This is a genomic window from Oceanobacillus oncorhynchi, from assembly GCF_000821065.1.
Lineage (GTDB): Bacteria > Bacillota > Bacilli > Bacillales > Amphibacillaceae > Oceanobacillus > Oceanobacillus oncorhynchi.
Map to the genome: position 1 here is coordinate 2,101,795 of NZ_CDGG01000001.1, position 18,727 is coordinate 2,120,521.

An 18,727-nucleotide genomic window follows, 5' to 3' on the forward strand; every position below is an offset into this window, starting at 1 on the left:
CTGAAAAAAATCGGGGAAGCGTTTTCTCGATTTTTTTATATACATGAATCTTTTCTGGTGCTCTTGCGTAAATACTATAAAACGAAACGTTATTCTGTGAGAATTTTTGGTTTTTTCTCACAGAAAGTAGATGAGTGATTCAGAGGCTGTTCATCTCCCGTCAGAATAAATTGATTTCTACTCTGTATTTTGAGGCGGGAATTTTACGGACGATTCCTCGTGATAAAAGGTATTTACAAAAAGGAGATAAGCCATGCAAGAAGCACTTTTAACCTACCAGTGGGAATTATTTATCGCAGCGGAGATTCTTTCTGTTGTTATGCTCTTATTATTTGGATTAACGAGATACTTGCTGAATCAGAAAAAGTTAAGCGTCATCTTCATCAGTTTATTTTTAGCTTTGTTTATTTTTGAAGCAGGGCTGGCTCTCTACATTTATCAAATCACCGGAGAAATCAGCACTTTCCAGATTATCGTTATGCTTTTTGTGCTCTATGCCTGTACTTTTGGTATCGCAGATTTTAAACGTCTTGACCGCTGGATGCGGCAAACGATTGGTAAGTGGCGCGGTGTTTCCTTATTAACGGAAAAAGATATGCAGGTAATGGAGCGCCAGCAGGATACAAAATATATTGCCCGTAAAAATCGTATGAGTGCAATGATTCATCTGGTTATTTTTATCATTGTACAAGCAGGGTTGTGGATTTATGGACTGGGTGGGACAGCAGGAATTGTGGATTATTTAACGGATTTGACCTGGGTGGAAGTGGATGATTATCGGCAGTCCCCGTATGCCAGTGAAACAGCGTTTAGCATGTCCAAGCTTTGGGGGCTTATCTTTATCGTTGATTTTATTTATTCCTGGTCGTATACCTTTTTCCCGAAAAAAACGAAAGCATAATTAAAAAAGCTGGAGAGAATGAAGCAGGATCTTATGAAGGGTCCATTCTTTTCAGCTTTTGTTATGGAAAATAAGTCTGGAGCTTCAACAGTTGACATCGGTATTCTTTTAGCTATAATATTTAGTAATTATAAAATTACAAATTACTGATAATGATATCCGTTGGAGGTGAAAAATGATGGTGGAGGAGAAATCAAAGTATATTACACCAGACGGTTATACGAGTGATATTGCCGTATTTACCATTGTTTCAGAGAATGCTGAACCCAGGGAACAACGCAAAAAAGAGCCGCCTCAAAAAAGATTAAAGCTTTTATTAATCAAACGGGCTAAAATGAATGCAGAGGGAAAACCTAATATTGAAGCCGACAAATGGGCGTTGCCCGGAGGGTTTGTGGATGCGGAAAAAAGGGAAACTGCTTTACAGGCAGCAACGAGAGAATTAAAGGAAGAAACAGGCGTAGAAAATGTATTCTTAAAGCATTTCGGCACGTACGATGCATGGGGAAGAGACCCGCGCGGCTGGATTATATCCAATGCGCATTATGCCATTGTACCGGAATTTCAGCTTGAAAAACGAGAAGCGGCGGATGATGCAGCGGAAGTTGGGTTGTTCTCATTGGATGAGATAGGTGAGCTTGCATTAGCGTTCGATCACGAACAAATAATTGCAGATGCTGTATCCTTAATTGAATGGGATATGCTTCATTCCACCATTGCTAAAAACTTTCTGCCTAATGAATTTACTTTATCTGAATTACAGCGTGTACTGATGACGGTATCCAATCATTCCAGAATCACAAACACATCTGTATTTTTTGGAAAAGCTCCCAAATTACCTTTTTTAGAAAAAGTTGTCGATCAGCATGGAAACTTAAAGAAAACGGAACGGAATTCATTCAGGCCGTCCCAGTTATATCAATTTAACGATTATGTTGTTTTCTCAACTATTTGGTAATAAAATAGAAGACGTATAAAACGAAACTTCATTCCGTGAGAGCTTTGCTTTTCTCTCACTGGATCAGGCGGAGTTGTTCAGAAAATGAGGTCTCGCCTAAGCAGATTTAATTATTCCCCTTCTACTTGGAGGAGGGAGATTTACGGACAGTCATCCGTGATAAACCACAGGAGGAAATCGGAAATGAATTATATAGATGACAGCTTAATGCTGCATACAGATCTTTATCAAATAAACATGGCTGAAACGTATTGGTATGATGATGTACATCAGCGTAATGCTGTGTTTGATTTATACTTTCGCAAGCTCCCTTTTGGAAACGGCTATGGCGTATATGCCGGTTTAGAAAGAATTATCGAGTATTTACATAATTTCCGCTTCAGTGAATCGGATTTAACCTATTTACAGGAACTCGGCTATAAAGAAGATTTTCTCGATTATTTGCGTCAGCTTCGTTTTACCGGATCGTTGAAATCCATGCATGAAGGAGAGGTTGTTTTTGCGAATGAGCCGATTATCCGTGTGGAGGCGCCGTTAGCAGAAGCACAATTATTAGAGACTGCTTTATTAAACATTGTGAACTACCAAACACTGATTGCGACGAAAGCTTCGCGCATCAGGCAGCTGGTCAGAGATAACCCGGTGATGGAATTTGGAACACGCAGAGCACAGGAGATGGATGCAGCCGTGTGGGGAACGCGAGCGGCGTATATTGGCGGATTCAATGCAACCAGTAATGTCCGGGCAGGCAAGCTATTTGGAATCCCTGTATCCGGAACACATGCCCATTCGATGGTTCAGGCTTATCGAGATGAATATACCGCCTTTAAAAAATATGCAGAGCGTCATCGTGAATGTGTCTTTTTAGTAGATACATACGATACACTCAATTCGGGCGTGCCGAATGCGATTAAAGTTGCTCAAGAATTAGAGGATACTATTGATTTTAAAGGGATCCGGATTGACAGCGGCGACCTAGCTTATTTGTCGAAGGAAGCCAGAAGAATGATGGATGAGGCTGGATTCAAGGATGCAAAAATTTACGTCTCCAATGACTTAGATGAATATACCATCGCCAGTCTGCAAGCTCAGCATGCGAAAATCGATGTATGGGGAATCGGCACAAAATTGATTACGGCATATGACCAACCTGCGCTGGGAGCGGTTTATAAACTTGTATCGATTGAGGATGAGCATGGAGAAATGGTAGATACCATTAAATTGTCCGGAAACCCGGAAAAGATGACCACACCAGGCAAGAAAAAAGTGTATCGGATTATTAATAAGGGAAACCACCATACAGAAGGGGACTACCTGACATTAGAGGATGAAGATCCGAATCAGGAAGAGGAAATTATGCTTTTCCACCCGATTCATACGTATTATAAAAAAATGGTTTCTAATTTTGACGCAGTAAACCTGCATCTTGATATTGCTGTCGACGGTGACCTTGTCTATGAATGTCCAAGTCTTCTCCAAGTACAGAATTACGCAAAGAGCCAGCTTCAGCTTTTCTGGGATGAATATAAGCGGACAAACTATCCGGCTGAATATCCAGTCGATTTAAGTATCAAACTATGGAATAGTAAGATGGAGCATATTGAAAATGTGAAGAAACAGCTAAAACAAGATTAGAATCATTGATTTTATCGGAATACGGATAAACTTTCTGTTTTTTTACCGCAGTGAAATGTTTGTATGCCAAGTGAAAGCTGCTGGTTTGCTAAGAATAAGTGAATTCGACGTTTTCGAATAAAGGAGTGTTTAGGAATGAGTGAATTACAGCAATCCGTTATCAACGCATTACATGTAAAGCCAGAAATCGACCCGAAGGAAGAAATTCGTCTCCGTATTGATTTTATGAAGGAATATTTGCAGAAATTTAGTTTTGCCAATGGCTTTGTCCTTGGAATATCGGGGGGACAGGATTCTACCTTGCTTTCGAAACTGGCTCAATTGGCAATAGATGAATTGAATCAGGAAGAGGAAGGAGAAACGTATCAATTTATTGGTGTGGAGCTTCCATATGGAAAGCAAGGCGATGCAGATGATGTAGCAGATGCGATTGAATTTATTCAGCCTTCGAAAGTGCTGACAGTTAATATTAAGGAAGCAGTAGATGCAAGTGAAAAAGCATTGCGTGCTGGAGGAGTCGTTATCAGCGATTTTCTAAAAGGGAATGAAAAAGCAAGAGAACGCATGAAGGCGCAATATAGCATCGCAGGGGTGCATAACTGCTTTGTATTAGGAACCGATCACGCCGCAGAAGCAATTACCGGGTTCTTCACCAAGCATGGAGACGGAGCTTGTGATCTGGCACCCCTGGAAGGGTTAAATAAGCGTCAGGGAAAACAACTGCTGAAAGCGTTAGGCTGTCCGGAGCATCTCTATTTGAAAAAACCGACTGCAGATTTAGAGGATGACCGTCCGGCCTTAGCTGATGAAGAAGCATTAGGTGTTACGTATGAAGAAGTGGATGATTATTTAGAAGGAAAAGAAATATCTCAAGAAGCAAGAGAAGTTATTGAAGGCCACTATATCAAAACGATGCATAAGCGGGAGCCGATTGCTTCTATTTATAATGATTGGTGGAAATAAGAATTGCAGAGGGCGGATGAATGATTCGTCCTTTTTTCTTTTTTAATAAAGAAGTGGCTTTTGTTATAAGGGAGAGGAAGGGTGATGAAGCAGTGAAGTATGTTATCGGTGTGGATTTAGGGACCAGTGCGGTAAAGTTGCTTTTGGTCAATCAGAAGGGAAAAGTAGTTCAAGAGGTATCGAAGGAATATCCATTGATGCAGGAAAAAGCAGGGTATAGTGAACAAAATCCGGAAGACTGGGTAGAGCAGGCAATAGCCGGCCTGACGGAGCTGACAGATCGATTTTCTGGGAATTTATCTGATATTGAAGGAATCAGCTTTTCCGGGCAAATGCATGGTCTTGTTTTAGTGGATGATAGTCACGAGGTAATCCGCCCGGCTATTTTATGGAACGATACGCGCACTACTGCAGAATGCCGGGAAATTACAACGTGTGTTGGAGAGGATACGCTTTTAGAAATACCAAAAAATATGGCCTTAGAAGGTTTTACATTAACTAAAATTTTATGGGTTAGAAAGCATGAGCCTGAAAATTACGCAAAAGCAAAGCTGTTTTTATTGCCGAAGGATTATTTGCGTTTTCGCCTGACTGGTCAATTACATATGGATTATTCAGATGCTGCAGGCACCCTTTTATTAGATATAAAGAAGCGCTCATGGAGCAAGGAAATCTGTGAAGCCTTAGATATTCATCCTGATTTGTGTCCGCAGCTGGTTCCTTCTCATGAAATGGTTGGGAGCTTCAAGAGAGAAATAGCAGAAAAAACCGGTTTGTCAGAAGAAATGAAAGTGTTTGCAGGAGGAGCTGATAATGCTTGTGGAGCGATTGGTTCCGGTATATTGGAAGAAGGAAAAACGATGGTCAGTATCGGTACTTCCGGTGTTGTTGTCTCCTATGAAGCGAATGGAGATAAATCGTTTGAAGGAAAAGTGCATTACATGAACCATGCTGCTCCAGATGCTTATTATACGATGGGGGTGACACTTTCTGCAGGTCACAGTTTATCCTGGTTTAAGAACACCTTTGCAAAAGAACGGACGTTTGACGACCTTATAAAGGAAGCAAAGGATGTACCGGCAGGAGCAAACGGACTTTTATTCACACCTTATCTTGCTGGAGAACGTACACCCCATGTGGACGCCTCCATACGCGGCAGCTTTATTGGCATGGACAGCTCACATGAGCGCAAGCATTTTACCAGAGCAGTAATTGAAGGAATTACATTTTCTTTAAATGAATCGGTAGAAATTTTCCGGGAGCATGGAAAAGTGATTGATAAGGTTATCGCCATTGGCGGCGGAGCCAAAAGTGAGCTATGGCTGCAAATTCAGGCAGATGTATTCGATGCTGCAGTAATAAAGCCGAATAGTGAGCAAGGACCGGGAATGGGAGCGGCGATGCTGGCAGCTTATGGAGCAGGGTGGTTTGAAACACTGCAGGAATGTGCTTCTGTTTTTCTGGAGGATGCAAAAAGGGTGGAGCCTATTCCGGAAAATGTAGAGAAGTATAAGGAATTGTTTAAACTGTATAAGTCTGTTTATGGTTCTACGAGACAAGTAAATAAGGATTTAATGCAATACCGGAATAGCGGTAAAGCATAGTCACCTATCACACCTTCCTCTCTAGATGAATAATCTGTAACGATACGTTAAAGAGGAAGGCGGAGGGGCATGGATACTTTATTTACACTAGCGTATGAAATTGGTTCGCTTTATATTATTGTCGCCATCGGGTGGATAATCAGACGTAAGGGACTGATTTCTGAACAGGGTCAGCGTTCATTCACGACCTTATTATTATATATTGCTTTACCTTGTCTAATAATTAGTTCTATGCATATGCCCTTCCAATATGAACAAGCTTATGGCGCCCTTATTATGTTCGTCCTTTCCATCTATATCATGGGAGGGACCCTTTTTGTAAGCAGGTTTATCACGAAAAAACTAACGCTGCCGGTGAACCGAAGCGCTGTATTCGAAAATGTAATTTTATTTGGGAATCAAGGGTTTATCGGCATGGTGATTATCCTGCAGCTATTTGGGCAGGAGGGAGTCCTGTTCGCTTCGGTATTTAATCTGATTTATTATGTCCTGATGTGGACATATGCGATTTATATTATGAATCCAGAAGGACTTCCTGTTTCCAAAACGATGTTTATCTTAAAAAATCCCGGCTTTTTAGCAACGATAGCTGGTTTTATCTTATTTATTTTCCCTGTTCAGTTTCCGGCTTTTATCATGGATCCTATAGCTACTATTGGGCAAATGACAGTACCTTTATCCATGATTATGATTGGCATGATGATTTCCACCGTAACGTATGCCAAAGTCCTTGCCTATATGAAGGATATTTTTGTTTATATTGCTGTAATGATTCGATTGTTTATTTATCCCATTGTCTTTTTTTTGCCATTGCTGTTATTTAAGCTTCCATTTGAATTATTTATGATAGCATGTTTGCTTTCCGCGACGCCGAGTCCGGCAACAATAAGTATGTACGCACAAGTATATGCGGGAGATATGGAATTTTCGGCGGTAGTTGTCTTTTTCTCTACACTTCTTTCGGTTGTCAGTATTCCGATTGTTTATTTGGTGTTTTTGCTGTTGATTTAGTGTTGGTGAATAGAAAAGTTATGGTTTACTATTAAAGTTTGTGTTTATGGCTATGAATTTGATGAATAATACATCCCAGAGATTTTATCACCTAACATAAAAAAGTTCCAATCCTTCTTTTTGATGACTGGAACTTTTTATGTTGCTTTATGCCGGGCATGGTCCAGTTAAGCTGCTACAAAAAACTGGACATGTAAAAAGATTTTCACGGTGTAAATCTTTTTGCTTCACTATCTTCAGGATAATCCAATTGATTCGGATTATAGCTTATTAACTCAATCAGCATGCCCCATGGTGCACGGCCATAAACAAATTCTCCAGATCCGTTTTCTACATCCCCTAATAGCTCGCCAGGTTCTGTTAATAATTCGCCGCCTGCTTCCACAAAAGCGTCAGCTGACTGCTGGATATCATCAACATAGAATGCAACGTGCTGGACTCCAAAATCAGAGGCAATAACAGGTTCTCTTTGTTCGGTATCTTTAAAATGAAAAAGCTCTATGTTGGAACCATTGTCAAAAGAAAGAATCCGTATATGGATCACCTTCGCCCCATTTTTCAGACCTAACGTTTTTTCAACAGCTTCTCCCTGCTGCGGTTCGTCGCCTAATTTCTTATTATCGTAAGCAATTTTTGCATGGAAAGCTTTTTTGAAAAATGTTGTTGCTTCTTCAATATCTGGTACTGTAATTCCTATATGGTCAATACCGCGTGTCAAATTTGCCATGAGTTAGCCACTCCTTTATGAAATGAATAAATGGAAGTAAGAAATAAAAAGAGCTGCCGTACAATCGATTACCTCATTGCACAACAGCCTCCTTTCGTATAAGTGATTTCTTTATTTACAGGTGAAACTTGTCTTCTATTTTTTAATCTTTTAAAACTCTTCATAAACAGCCGGGTCTTGATCCTTCAAACGCCCATCTGTCTTGGTAAAATTGTTGATTATCGTCATCTCTTCATTACTTAATTCAAAGTCAAATATAGAAATATTTTCCTTCTGGCGGACTGGTGACGCTGATTTAGGGATTGCCACCGCTCCCAGCTGATAGTGCCAGCGGAGAATAATTTGTGAGATTGTTTTGTGATGCTTTTCAGCAATTTTTTGTAAGGTTTCATCCTGCAGGAGGTCGCTTGCTCTGGATAAAGGGCTCCAGGATTCTGTTACAATCTGATGGTCCGTATCCCATTTCAACTGCTCTGCCTGATTGAATCGCGGATGTAATTCAATTTGGTTCACAGTCGGCAAAATCCCTGTTTCTTTTTCAAGCCGCTCTAAATGTTCTGGTAAGAAGTTGCACACACCGATGGAACGGATATAACCAAATTTCTGTGCATCAATTAACGCTTGCCAGGCTTCCACATAGTTATCCTGAATGGGATTTGGCCAGTGAATCAAGTATAAATCATAATAATCCAGATTAGCGCGGAATAAGGATTCTTGAATCGTAACAATGGCATCATCATAATGATGATAACGTCCGGGAAGCTTTGATGTGATAACTAATTCTTCACGTGGTACGGAGCTACGACGTACGGCTTCTCCAACGGTAGCTTCATTTTCATAGTTGTACGCTGTATCGATCAAGCGGTAGCCATTTGTGATTGCCGTATTGATTGCTTGTGCGCCTTGCTGTCCTTTCAGCTTGTACGTACCAAAGCCGACAGCAGGAATTTGAACACCGTCATGTAATGTGATTTCTGGAATTTGATATGTCATCTGTATATACTCTCCCTTCGCTTATACTTAAAATCCTACCTGTCTGCTCCGGAAAATTCAAACAATTTGTCTTTACCGTTCAATCGTTTCCATCTATGTATTCGGCGGCGTTTGGTTTAAAGCATCCTGGCCAAATCGATGATAATAATCAAAGCTCCCAGCAAAAATAGAGAGAAGGCCATCCATTCTAAACGATGAAAACCTTTTAAAGCCACTCTTTTATCTGGTGCCTTCGGGTTAAAATAAGCCCAGCAATACATTCCCAAATACTTTCTGGGTATTACACCGTCTGTTGCAGTAAAAGTATCAATAGAGGTAACATAATACAGTTCGTCATTATATTCCAGTAAAACTCTATAATTGTAGGCGACGATGCTATAGCGGCCTTTCGCACCGCGGTTATATCCTACAATTTTTCCTTCTACTAATTCACCAGTTAAAACACTCTTTAATTTTAAGAAAATAACAAACAAAGCTGCAATGCAAAGCAATAAACCAATAAAAGCCAACGATTTCCCATCCTTTTTTCGTTTATTATAAATAGTATTTATCTGGTATTATTGCATTTTTCACCTGTTTTGAACAATATAAAATTTTATCCGGTAACCACTTTTTATCCGTTGTTTTTAAAATTTCTCCTTAAAGAAAAAACTCCTACCTGATAAAGGTAAGAGAAGGTGGAGATACATTTCATCTGCTTTAGAATCTAACTTACATGCATTCCTGCAGATTCGTTGATATTTGCCAGGTAATCCCGAATTTATCTTGCACCTGTCCATAAGCAGGGCTCCAATGTGTCTCTTGAAGCGGCATAAGCACCTTGCCTCCTTGCTGCAATTTCTCAAATGTATCTTTAGATTTGCCGGCGTCTTCTAATGTAACACAAACGTGGACCTGTGAACCCGTCTCAAGGGGCTGCCCTGGAAAAGTATCAGACAGCATAAAATACGTATTTCCTATTTGTATCTGGGCATGCAGGATACGGTTCTTTGCTTCAACCGGAAGAGCAAATTCCGGATTCTCAGGCAGGTCGCCAAATGTTTGTACCCCTAATACTTCAGCATCCAGTGCTTCTTTATAAAAATCGATTGCTTCTTTTCCGGTACCATCCATTGTTATATAAGCGTATACTCCTGCAGGCATCGTATTCTCCTCCTAGGTCTGTTTAATCATATAGGCAGTAAGGTTTTTTAATTTTTCATTCTCAAACGTATACCAGTCATTAAAATAATAAGTGACAGACCCATCTTCATCTGTAAACTGCATTTCACCCTCCACAACAGCTGTATTTCCTTCAATGAGTGTTCGGTAAACCTTATAGACATCTGCCTTATAACCGCGCATCGGCTCCATTTTTTCAATAAAAGCTGCTTTTCCTTCACTAATACCTTGACCAACTTCATTCATGATAATATCGTCTGCGGCTGCTTCAAAAATAAAATCAACTTCTCCGTTGGCGAAAGCAGTGTTAAACTTTTCCATTAATTGCCTAGTAACGGTCAATTTTCTTCACTCCTTTTCTCTTTTTTTTAGTATAGCAGCAGTTGTTTACACTGATTTCTTCTCGATTGCTCCATTTAAAATAATTTAATGTGAAATCGGTGACTGCTGCAGGAAATGTTTCATGAGTAATGGTAACGAAATAAGGATGGGCGGGTCTGTAATTTCCGGTTTTCTCATAATCAGGCGGGTTTCGGGCAGTGAACGTTTTCCATCAATACTGATGGGATAGGGATGGCGTGCACGTAATGTTTCTTGCGGGATAAGAATCTTTTTGGAATCCATTTCCCATGAAATAGCCGTTGCCATCAGAAAATAGGTGCCAACAGGAATATTCGTTAAATGAAAAGAATGAGAATGTATTAATAAGGTGCCGCGGACTGGCAGTCCTTCTGGAATCGGCTTTGGAAATAGCCCCGCCAGAATAATACCGTTGAATGGTTCATCTGTCTGAATCGATCCAGATAATTGGCGGGTAGAAGCAGTATGCATGGATGGAGGCTGCCATTTATTTTGCTTTAAATCAGTCATATATGCTTCCGGGTGCTGAAGAGAAGCACGAAAGGAGGCAGGTGTCATTCCAATACTTTTGGTAAAGCGTGTTGTAAAGGTACCGAGGCTTTGCTGGCCGATTTCAAGACCGATATCCCGGATAGGAAAAGCGGTGTCTAATAATAATGTCTTGGCAAGCTGCAAGCGTAAACTGGAAATAAAGTACATCGGTGATACGCCGATCTGCCGTTTAAACATACGGGAAAAATGAAATGGACTGTAAGCTGCTTCATCAGCAAGAACGTTGAGTGAGAGGTCCTGATCTAAATTCTGCTGAATAAATACAATGGAATCCTGAATGGTCTTATTTGGTGTCAGCATTTTTAAAAGCCTCCTTCTATTCTGAGTATAGCTGAAAATAAGAGAATATCTATACTAATATTAGAATTTTAAATTATTTTAAATGGTTAATCTAAATTTAATAAATTTCACAATGGATCCTGAACTGTGAAACAATACACTGGGAAAAGTTTGCATGGAGCACAAAAATTCTATATAATGAATATAATTTATGAGAGAAATGGAGGTGTAGAGATGTTTTTAGGGCTTGAGAAATCGTGCGGAGACTGGATGGAATTCTTATATTACTGCCGTGCGAAATTTGCGCTATTTGCTGCCTGCGGGATACGTCTGTCCTTTTTTAGCAATTTAATAGCAAATACGAAAGCAAAAAAGCATCTCTGCATCGGATAAAGTACGGTTATGTGAAATAAAGTGACGTCTGAAAGCACACAGAGAGGTACGCTCTTTGTGTGCTTTTTGCTGTCTTTATCTTCGGCAGAGAAGGTAAAGGGGAATAAATAATGATTTGTCAAATGAATCAGGTTAAGAAAATGTACGGAGGAAATATCATATTTGAAGATTTAACATTGGAAGTAAAAGAAAAGGAGCGAATCGGAATTGTCGGCAGGAATGGAGGCGGCAAGACGACACTGTTACGGTTAATGGCAGGAATTACAAAGCAGGACGAAGGAAATATTCATTGGAAAAAAGCGACGACCATCGGTTATTTAGAACAGATACCTCATCCGGGGGAAGGCATCAGTGTATTTGAAGTGCTAAAACAGTCTAATGAGGAAATAGTAGCTTTGGAAAAACAAATGAAGCATCTGGAGCAGGCGATGCAGAGCCCGGAATCAGAACAGGATATGACTGCAGCTATTAAGGCATATGGTGAAGCGCAGGAACGATTCACTGTGTTTGGCGGATATGAATTAGAGGCAAATATTGATCGGATTACGACGGGCTTGCACATTCATGATTTATTACAAATGCCTTTTGACCAAATCAGCGGCGGAGAAAAAACAAAGGTTGGCTTAGCGAAGATTCTTCTTCAGAATCCAGATTTACTATTACTGGATGAACCGACAAACCATTTAGACCTGCAGGCAGTGGAATGGCTTGGTGAATTTTTAAATAACTATAAGGGAACTGTGGTTGTCATCTCCCATGACCGCTATTTTCTCGATGAAGTCGTGGAGCGGATTTTAGATTTAGAGGATGGAGAGCTGGCTGTGTATCATACGAATTTCTCCGGTTATGTGAAGGAAAAGGAAGAGCGCCTGCTCCGGGAGTTTCAGGCCTATGAAGAACAACAGAAGAAAATCAAGAAAATGAAGGAAGCTATTAAGCGTTTGAAGGAGTGGGCGAACCGGGCCAATCCGCCAAATGAAGGACTGCATAAGCGGGCAAAAAATATGGAACGCGCGCTGGAGCGAATGGAAAAAATAGATAAGCCGGGGCTAAACCGAAAAAAGATGCAAATGGAATTAGACAGCTCGGATCGAAGCGGTAAAGATGTAGTTGTGATGACCGATGTGCGGAAGCAATTTGGAGAAAAACTGCTTTTTAATCATGTATCTATGCATATTCGTTATCAGGATCGTGTTGCCATTATTGGGGAAAATGGAACAGGAAAATCAATGCTGATTCAGCTGATGCTCGGCAATGTATCTCCAGATAGTGGAGAAGTCATGATTGGCAGCAATGTGAAATTTGGTTACCTGTCACAGCATGTATTTCATGATATTGACCCGAATCAGACGGTGCTTGAAACCTTTCGTGAAGCAATTTCCGTTACGGAGGGAAAGGCAAGACATATTCTGGCAAAGTTTCTTTTTTACGGAGAGCATGTTTTTCGTAAAGTTACACAATTGAGCGGCGGTGAAAAAATGCGTCTGCGCTTAGCACAGCTGATGCATCAGGACATCAATACGCTTATACTGGATGAACCGACGAACCATTTAGATATTGATTCCAGAGAAGTATTAGAGGAGACGTTGGAAGGGTTTGGAGGAAGTCTGATTGCTGTCAGCCATGACCGCTACTTTTTAGATAAACAATTTGATTATCTGTATTGGATAGAAAACAAACAAATATCAACGTATCTGGGGAATTATTCTTGGGCAAAGAAAAAACGGAAAGAACAATTATCGGAAAAGCAAGAAACGCTCTTTTCCTCTGACAAAAAAACAGATAAAAAAATGAAAAAATCGTATAGAACCATAGAAGACCCGTCAATAATGTTAGAGAAGCTGGAACAGCATATTGAAGCGTTAGAAGCGGAAATTTATGCGATAGAGCTGCGTATGGCAGGAATAGCTGATGCAGAAGAACTGCAAAGGTTACAAGAGCAGAAGGAAAATAAAGATAGTGAAAGACAACACGCCTATGAAAAGCTGGTAGTTTTAGAGAATGGGGATTAAGGCATGATGGCATTCATCAACCAATTCGGTGAATGCCTTTGATAAGATGAGGATGGGACCGGGATTACTCGCCCATCAAAAAACTTTTGCGTTTTATTCGCCTCCATGAAAAACGTTTACTAAAATTTTAACGTATCTAAATATGCAAAAAATGGTGAGCTGGGTAGAGATTCCTGTCAGTTTTTGCGATATAATAGGAGTAACTTAGAAATATGGGGAAAAGAGAAGGTGCTGCATTGAAATCCGTTAACGATAAAATAGATTTATTTAAACGTTTTTTCTTAAATAACCGCTTCGTTGTGTTTTTAGTCATTTTATTGTTGATTGGCTTAAACATACTTATTTTCACGCATATTTCCTTTGTATTCACACCATTTGTTGTACTTTTAAAAACCGTATTGCTGCCGATTATTTTATCAGCAATTTTATATTATTTATTAAATCCAATCGTTAATTATTTAGAAAAGAAAAATGTGAAGCGGATTTATTCTATCTTTATGCTGTATCTGGTTATTACTGGCATTTTAACGATTTTAATCATTTCTGTCTTTCCTTTTTTAAGAGAGCAGATTACAAGTTTCATAACAAGCCTGCCGCCGTTTATTTCAGATATTGAAAAAATGGTAAATAATTTTATTGGCGGGAATTTCATTAATCAATTTCAATTAGTAGAATATATTGATCTGCAAGGATTTGCTACACAGTTATCTGACCGTTCACTTGATTTAGTGAACAGCGCCTTTTCCAATATTGGCAGTGTAATCGGTGCCGTCACAGAGATTGTTTTAGCAATTGTCACGCTGCCATTCATCTTATTTTATCTATTGAAGGATGGGGAAAAGCTGCCACACTATTTTCTTGAATTTTTACCAGTCTCCATGAGAAAACCGACCTACGTGATTTTGAAAGAAATGAATCATCAAATCAGCAGTTTTATTCGCGGACAAATTATTGTTGCTTTCTGTATAGGTGTACTGATGTATATCGGATTTACCATCATTGGATTGGAATACGCGCCGGTGTTGGCGTTAATTGCTGCTTTTACAAATGTTGTTCCTTACCTCGGACCAGCAATTGCGATTACTCCAGCATTGATTGTTGCAGTTGTGACTTCTCCATTTATGGTAATCAAGCTGATTATTGTATGGACCATTGTACAGCTTATTGAAGGGAAATTTATTTCCCCGCAGATTATGGGAAGAAATCTCCGTGTGCATCCGATTACGATTATCTTTATTATTCTGACGGCTGGGAATTTATTTGGTGTCGTTGGTATTCTGTTAGCTGTCCCCGGCTACGCACTTCTTAAAGTATTTGTGACGCATGCCTTTGAGTTCTTTAAAATCCGCAGTCATTTATATGAAGCTGATTTGGAGTCAGACAATCGGGATGAAAAAGAGTAGCTGAAGGCAGTAATTTGCGTCAATTAAGAAATCTACAGGTATTGATGAATATAGAAATAAAAGTAAAAAACGTTCTTGCCTTTCTTCAAGGAAAGCAGGAGCGTTTTTAATTTATTGAATTAGGGTAAAATGAAAAGGAATACAAGTCTGTTGCTTAAAGGTTTCATAAAATGTGAATGGTTATTAAATTATAGGGAATCCTTATGAAATAAGATATTATACAGAAATGTATGATAGGAAGACGGAAAAGACCAATCAAAAGCGATTTACTTGGGACAAATGACGATAGCGTTTAATTAACATAATGATGATGCCTGCCAAATATAAAAATTGAAATTATTGACAGCGTTTTAATTTTGTTATAAGGTATTGGATGACAAGTTAAGGATTGTGTCGGAGATAAAGTTCACACAGTAAATCGTTTTTTTTCGTAAGAGAAGGGACGGTTGTATCTGTGTGGACTTTTTTATTTGTCATTTTTACTTCATACTTGTTGAAAATCAATAGAACATTCTATTTAACAAGGGGGATATAAACATGTCTGAATTTGCAGCTGAGTTGCTTGGGACAATGATTCTAATCATTTTAGGGGCAGGAGTTGTCGCTGGCACAGAATTAAAAAAATCGAAAGCTGCAGGCGCCGGCTGGGTATTGGTTACAATAGGCTGGGGTTTAGGTGTGACGATGGGAGTCTATGCGGCAGGGAATATCTCCGATGCCCATTTAAATCCTGCGGTAACATTAGGATTTGCTGCAATTGGCGAATTTCCTTGGGCAAAGGTGCCGGCATATATATCTGGTCAAATACTCGGAGCTATTATCGGCGCAATGATTGTTTACTTTCAGTATCTTCCACATTGGAGAGAAACGGAAGATAAAGGGGCGAAGCTGGGAGTATTTGCGACAGGTCCAGCTGTGAGAAGCTATCCATCCAATTTAGTAAGTGAGATAATCGGGACATTTGTTTTGGTTATGGGCTTATTATTTATTGGTGCAAACGAATTCACAGAAGGATTAAATCCGGCAGTTGTTGGTTTACTAATTGTTGCGATTGGGATGTCTCTGGGAGGACCGACCGGTTATGCAATCAACCCGGCCAGAGATTTGGGTCCAAGAATTGCACATGCTATTTTACCGATTACAGGCAAAGGCGGATCGGATTGGAGTTATTCACCGATACCTGTGATTGGTCCGATTATCGGTGGTGTATACGGTGCCGTTTTCTATCATGCTTTTTTTGATGGAAATATGGGTGCAAGCTTTTGGATCATGTCTGCTGTAGTAGCCATTATTCTGGCAACAGCTTTTGTAACTGAACAGCATCGAGATAAGCATGCTGTCTCATAAATAAGAATAGAAGATAGCATTTTAGGGTATGCAATAAATGGAATCACTACGCCTGAACTTTTGGAACAGGTGAATTTTAAATGAATAAACGGAGGAAACAGGGATGGCAGAGAAATATATTCTTTCAATTGATCAAGGAACAACGAGTTCGCGTGCGATCTTATTTGATAATAAAGGGGCAATTATCGATACCGCACAAAAAGAATTTGAACAGTACTTTGAAAAACCAGGCTGGGTAGAGCATGATGCCAATGAGATTTGGACATCTGTATTAGGCTGTATCGCAGAAGTCTTAAATAAAACAGGTGTTGAAGCGAATCAAATAGAGGGGATTGGAATTACCAATCAGCGTGAGACCGCAATCGTGTGGGACAAAAACACGAAACGTCCAATTTATAAAGCGATTGTCTGGCAATCCCGTCAGACAGAGCCTATATGTAAGGAGTTAAGAGAACAAGGCTATGAGGACACATTCCGGGAGAAGACAGGACTCCTGATTGATCCGTATTTTTCAGGAACCAAGGTTAAATGGATTCTGGATAATGTAGAAGGTGCAAGAGAAAAAGCGGAGGCAGGAGATTTGTTATTTGGAACAGTTGATTCGTGGCTTATTTATAAGTTTTCAGGCGGACAAACTCATGTGACAGACTATTCTAATGCTGCCAGAACACTGATGTTTAATATCCATGATTTAGAATGGGACGAAGAACTGCTAGACATTTTAGATGTACCGAAATCGATGCTTCCAGAAGTACGTCCATCTTCTGAGGAATATACAAAAACCGTATCCTATCATTTCTTTGGTGAGGAAGTTCCGATTGCCGGCATTGCCGGTGATCAGCAGGCTGCTTTATTTGGGCAGGCTTGTTTTGAACAGGGAATGGCAAAAAATACGTATGGGACCGGCGGCTTCTTGCTAATGAATACAGGAGAAAAACCAGTTGAATCAAAAAATGGATTATTAACAACCATTGCCTGGGGCGTTGATGGAAAAGTAACCTATGCGTTAGAAGGAAGTATTTTTGTAGCTGGCTCTGCTATTCAATGGCTGCGGGACGGTTTAAGAATGATTGAATCAAGTCCGGAAAGTGAAGATTTTGCAACACGGGTCAAAACAACAGATGGTGTTTATGTCGTACCTGCTTTTGTTGGTTTAGGAACGCCATATTGGGATAGTGAAGCTCGCGGATCCGTATTTGGCTTGACAAGAGGAACAAAAAAAGAGCACTTTATCCGCGCGACATTAGAGTCACTGGCTTATCAGACCAGAGATGTGATGGAAGCGATGGCGACAGATTCAGATATTGAATTAAAAACCCTGCGCGTAGACGGAGGAGCTGTGAAAAATGATTTCTTAATGCAGTTCCAAAGCGATATTTTGGACGTCACTGTAGAACGCCCTGAAATTCAGGAGACAACCGCGCTTGGCTCCGCTTATCTGGCTGGGTTAGCTGTCGGCTTCTGGGAAAGCCAGGAGGAAATCGCGAAGCAATGGAAAGTAGAGAAAACATTCGAGGATAAAATGGATAATAATGAAAGTGAAAAATTATATAAAGGATGGCAAAAAGCTGTCGAGGCGACAAGAGTGTTTAAGCTGGAAGAATAGTTGCTGATGCAGGCAAAAGTAAGCATAAGTGCTAATCGGCTCAGCAGAATATACTGCTGAGCTGCGGCCTTGCGAGATTATACGGATATAACCGTAATCACATTAACTTCCCCACAAAAGTTCAATCAATAAGAACATGAAACCTTTATTTCATCGTCTAAATCAGAAGGATGGAATCACCGTATTCCCACTATTGTATAATTCGTAACAAACGCCGGAATGACTAACTCTCCTGTAAAAATCCCCGAAAATTTAAGTATTTAACACGAGATATAATCATTAATTTGAGACCACGAGATTTCAGGAATCGTTTTGCTTGTAATGGTGTTTCATTTTTTTACAGCTTGAAAAAAAGAAATGTGAGGGCCAGGAGAATTCCTGGTCTTTTTCTATGGTTGAAAAAAGTATAAAAAGATGGTTTAATACGTGTATATTGTTTATATCGTATATATACACTGCTAGAGGAAGTGTTCTAATGAAAAAAACGTCAAAACATAAAGCACTGGGCGACTGGTTAAATACTGTAGGTGTTTTGATTGGAATACAAATCTTGCTTGTTATTTTTGATGGGGCAGGATGGAGCCCGAATTTGCGTGATGATAATTCGCTTTTGATGCGAATTCGGGACAGTATCATGGAGTCAGCATGGTTTACCGATATTTTCAACTTTTACACATCTGATATCTATAATTTTATTACCCTTCTTAGTATAGTTATCATAGTGATGCAGACGGTTTTTCTGCTTTTTTCAAGTGTGTTGAAAAGAGACTGATTCATCATCATTTTTACTTATCCTGCAGCGAATAAAATTACTCTCTCCCA

18 protein-coding genes are annotated in these 18,727 nt (G+C 39.8%); 12 read left to right on the forward strand and 6 right to left on the reverse strand.

Features of this window, described 5'->3' with window-relative positions:
- The first annotated feature begins 253 nt into the window (after positions 1-253).
- From BN997_RS09945 to BN997_RS09970, 6 genes are all read left to right on the forward strand, one after another.
- Complete coding sequence (locus tag BN997_RS09945; protein ID WP_042531864.1) at positions 254-901, forward strand: hypothetical protein; 648 nt, start codon at positions 254-256, stop codon at positions 899-901.
- A 175-nt stretch (positions 902-1,076) separates the two neighbouring features.
- Complete coding sequence (locus tag BN997_RS09950; protein ID WP_042531866.1) at positions 1,077-1,859, forward strand: NUDIX domain-containing protein; 783 nt, start codon at positions 1,077-1,079, stop codon at positions 1,857-1,859.
- 183 nt (positions 1,860-2,042) lie between these two features.
- Entirely contained in the window at positions 2,043-3,494 is a 1,452-nt protein-coding gene (locus tag BN997_RS09955) for a nicotinate phosphoribosyltransferase (protein WP_042531868.1), read from the forward strand.
- 135 nt (positions 3,495-3,629) lie between these two features.
- On the forward strand, positions 3,630-4,457 hold the full coding sequence (gene nadE / locus BN997_RS09960; RefSeq protein ID WP_042531870.1) for an ammonia-dependent NAD(+) synthetase: 828 nt from the start codon (positions 3,630-3,632) through the stop codon (positions 4,455-4,457).
- Positions 4,458-4,549: 92 nt separating this feature from the next.
- The gene (xylB, locus tag BN997_RS09965; protein WP_042535988.1) at positions 4,550-6,061 is read left to right on the forward strand and encodes a xylulokinase; all 1,512 of its coding nucleotides are present in this window, start codon (positions 4,550-4,552) and stop codon (positions 6,059-6,061) included.
- A 69-nt stretch (positions 6,062-6,130) separates the two neighbouring features.
- Complete coding sequence (locus tag BN997_RS09970; protein WP_042531871.1) at positions 6,131-7,072, forward strand: AEC family transporter; 942 nt, start codon at positions 6,131-6,133, stop codon at positions 7,070-7,072.
- A 205-nt stretch (positions 7,073-7,277) separates the two neighbouring features.
- Here the strand turns inward: BN997_RS09970 and BN997_RS09975 are convergent, their stop codons facing one another.
- From BN997_RS09975 to BN997_RS10000, 6 genes are all read right to left on the reverse strand, one after another.
- Positions 7,278-7,799, reverse strand: a complete 522-nt coding sequence (locus BN997_RS09975; RefSeq protein WP_042531873.1) for a VOC family protein — start codon at positions 7,797-7,799, stop codon at positions 7,278-7,280.
- 150 nt (positions 7,800-7,949) lie between these two features.
- Positions 7,950-8,792 (reverse strand): aldo/keto reductase, encoded by an 843-nt coding sequence (locus BN997_RS09980; protein ID WP_042531875.1) that lies wholly within the window; start codon positions 8,790-8,792, stop codon positions 7,950-7,952.
- 116 nt (positions 8,793-8,908) lie between these two features.
- Complete coding sequence (locus BN997_RS09985) at positions 8,909-9,301, reverse strand: DUF3592 domain-containing protein (RefSeq protein ID WP_042531877.1); 393 nt, start codon at positions 9,299-9,301, stop codon at positions 8,909-8,911.
- Between the two features lie 202 nt (positions 9,302-9,503).
- Positions 9,504-9,935 (reverse strand): VOC family protein, encoded by a 432-nt coding sequence (locus BN997_RS09990; RefSeq protein WP_042531879.1) that lies wholly within the window; start codon positions 9,933-9,935, stop codon positions 9,504-9,506.
- A gap of 12 nt (positions 9,936-9,947) precedes the next feature.
- Positions 9,948-10,295 carry a nuclear transport factor 2 family protein gene (locus tag BN997_RS09995; protein WP_139089059.1) on the reverse strand — a complete coding sequence of 116 codons (348 nt, stop codon included), beginning with the start codon at positions 10,293-10,295 and terminating at the stop codon, positions 9,948-9,950.
- Positions 10,296-10,379: 84 nt separating this feature from the next.
- Positions 10,380-11,165, reverse strand: a complete 786-nt coding sequence (locus BN997_RS10000) for a helix-turn-helix transcriptional regulator (RefSeq protein WP_042531883.1) — start codon at positions 11,163-11,165, stop codon at positions 10,380-10,382.
- A gap of 249 nt (positions 11,166-11,414) precedes the next feature.
- On the opposite strand from BN997_RS10000, the gene BN997_RS23755 reads away from it, so the two are divergent.
- The 6 genes from BN997_RS23755 (at position 11,415) to BN997_RS10025 (ending at position 18,677) form a co-directional block, all read left to right on the forward strand.
- Positions 11,415-11,537 carry an RAxF-45 family protein gene (locus BN997_RS23755; RefSeq protein ID WP_281422721.1) on the forward strand — a complete coding sequence of 41 codons (123 nt, stop codon included), beginning with the start codon at positions 11,415-11,417 and terminating at the stop codon, positions 11,535-11,537.
- A 107-nt stretch (positions 11,538-11,644) separates the two neighbouring features.
- Positions 11,645-13,549 carry a ribosomal protection-like ABC-F family protein gene (abc-f, locus tag BN997_RS10005; RefSeq protein WP_042531885.1) on the forward strand — a complete coding sequence of 635 codons (1,905 nt, stop codon included), beginning with the start codon at positions 11,645-11,647 and terminating at the stop codon, positions 13,547-13,549.
- Between the two features lie 212 nt (positions 13,550-13,761).
- On the forward strand, positions 13,762-14,952 hold the full coding sequence (locus BN997_RS10010) for an AI-2E family transporter (RefSeq protein ID WP_139089061.1): 1,191 nt from the start codon (positions 13,762-13,764) through the stop codon (positions 14,950-14,952).
- A 537-nt stretch (positions 14,953-15,489) separates the two neighbouring features.
- A complete protein-coding gene (locus tag BN997_RS10015) occupies positions 15,490-16,299 on the forward strand; it encodes an MIP/aquaporin family protein (RefSeq protein WP_042531887.1) in 810 nt (269 codons plus the stop codon).
- 103 nt (positions 16,300-16,402) lie between these two features.
- Entirely contained in the window at positions 16,403-17,905 is a 1,503-nt protein-coding gene (gene glpK, locus BN997_RS10020) for a glycerol kinase GlpK (protein ID WP_042531888.1), read from the forward strand.
- 475 nt (positions 17,906-18,380) lie between these two features.
- Positions 18,381-18,677, forward strand: coding sequence for a YfzA family protein (locus tag BN997_RS10025; RefSeq protein ID WP_042531891.1), 297 nt, complete (start codon positions 18,381-18,383; stop codon positions 18,675-18,677).
- The last annotated feature ends 50 nt before the right edge of the window (positions 18,678-18,727 follow it).